2 protein-coding genes and 1 pseudogene are annotated in these 1,597 nt (G+C 74.3%); 1 reads left to right on the forward strand and 2 read right to left on the reverse strand.

The genetic code is table 11. The features are described 5' to 3' along the window. Window positions 1-156: 156 nt before the first annotated feature. Window positions 157-528, reverse strand: a complete 372-nt coding sequence (locus EAO71_RS36410) for a hypothetical protein (RefSeq protein ID WP_147982068.1) — start codon at window positions 526-528, stop codon at window positions 157-159. 332 nt (window positions 529-860) lie between these two features. Beyond that, window positions 861-1,451 carry an RNA 2',3'-cyclic phosphodiesterase gene (gene thpR, locus EAO71_RS36415; protein WP_147982069.1) on the reverse strand — a complete coding sequence of 197 codons (591 nt, stop codon included), beginning with the start codon at window positions 1,449-1,451 and terminating at the stop codon, window positions 861-863. A gap of 1 nt (window position 1,452) precedes the next feature. Between thpR and EAO71_RS36420 the strand changes: the two are divergent. Continuing rightward, window positions 1,453-1,597 (forward strand): annotated as a pseudogene (locus EAO71_RS36420) (iron-containing redox enzyme family protein); the annotation flags it as partial.

A 1,597-nucleotide genomic window follows, 5' to 3' on the forward strand; every position in this document is an offset into this window, starting at 1 on the left:
ACCGGCGCGTCACCCGCCGGGGAGCTCGCCCCCGCGGGTGACGCGCCGGTACCCGCCTCCGCCACGTGACCCTGGGCGGGCACCTGTCCGGCGGCCGGACGGTGCCCGCGCACGCGTGCCCGGGTCAGGCGGTGGGGGTGGGCCAGGGCACGTCGGTCAGCCTTCTCCGATCCGGTGCGTGCCGTCGTGGTCTTCGCGGTCTTCGCGGTCGTCACCCCAGCGGGTGGTCCCGTGCCGGTGCCCGCCGCCGTGTCCGGCGTCGAGTTCGCAGCGTCGACCGCCACCCGGGTCCGGTGCCGATCCCGGTTCGCGCCCCGGGTCCGGTCCCGGTGCGGTGGCGTGGCAGAGCGCGGTCCCGACAGGGGGACCGGTACGACGCGCCGGGCGGGGTACGCCCCGCCCCGCCCGTTTGTGGCGGCGGGCGAACGGGTGCCAGACGACAAGCGCGACGAGGACGCCGACCACGAGCCACGCGGCGAGAACGGCGAGAGCGAGAAGGATCCAGCGGAGGAGGTCGAGGAGCGTCATGAGGGTCTCCCGGGGTGCATGGGCCCAATAGGCGGTGGGAGGGCGCTGAAAGGCACGAATACAGGAAAAGCGGGCACGTCTCGTCCTTGTCCGACTGAGCCATACCCCGGAGAGTGAACCCGTCACACGGGACGGTGACCTGCTCGAACGGAGCCTGTTCGCAGGCGGCGTGTCCGTTCGGTACCAACCGGCGCACCGTCCCCGCCGACACCACGGACACCGTGGTCCGACCGTGGCCGTCGGCGGCTGCCCCGGGACGTCCCCGCTCCCGCCGACCGCGCCACGCCCCGAACCGGCGACGGTGCCGCCCACTCCCGTACGTACGGGTTCCCTCACCGCCCGCCGTCGAAGCGCCACGCCTCGATGTCGCGGTAGCGGATCGGTCCCGGGCCCCGCCCGAAGTTGCTGCCGACCAGGTGGAGACGTCCCGCCCGCCACGGTCGGCCCGCGAAGCCGGCGATGACCGCGGCCGCCTCCGCGACGGCGGAGAGGTCGTCGCGGCGGGCCCGGGCCAGCGTCAGGTGCGGTCGCAACGGCCGGTCCTCGAAGGGGATCCCGCACTCCTTCACCACGGCGCGGACCTCGGTGGCGAGTCCGTGCAGCCCGTCGACGTCCCCGTCGATCCCGCTCCACAGCACCCGGCCGTCGAAGTCCCCCGAGCCGCGCAGCGCCAGCTCCAGCGGCGGACGCGCCGACGCGAGGTCCGCGAGCGGCGCCCGCAGGGCCGGAACCGCCGGCGCCGGGAGCTCACCGAGGAAGGCCAGGGTGATGTGCCAGTCCTCGATCCGGTTCCAGCGCAGCCGCGGGTACCCGTCGTAGACGGGCCGGAGCGCCTCCTCCAGTTCCTTCTTCGCCTCGTCCGGCGGCGCCAGCGCCACGAACACGCGCACGGTCGAGGCCTCGGTCTGTTCCTGTTCCTTCACGGAGGACTTCTACACCGAGCACGTGGAGGCCGACGCGGTCCACGAGCAGGTCGTCCGCCACGAGGTCATCGGTGGACTGCTGGCCGACGAGCCGGGCCTGGAGCCGGACGTCGCCTTCGGCTGCGCGGCCACCCTGCTGGTGGAGG

Origin of the sequence: Streptomyces sp. MS191 (assembly GCF_008042125.1) — a bacterium.
Classification (GTDB): Bacteria; Actinomycetota; Actinomycetes; order Streptomycetales; family Streptomycetaceae; genus Streptomyces.

What these genes read in the sequence shown, in the direction of transcription:
- EAO71_RS36410 (WP_147982068.1), bottom strand. Translation starts at nt 528, where the DNA reads ATGACGCTCCTCGACCTCCTCCGCTGGATCCTTCTCGCTCTCGCCGTT.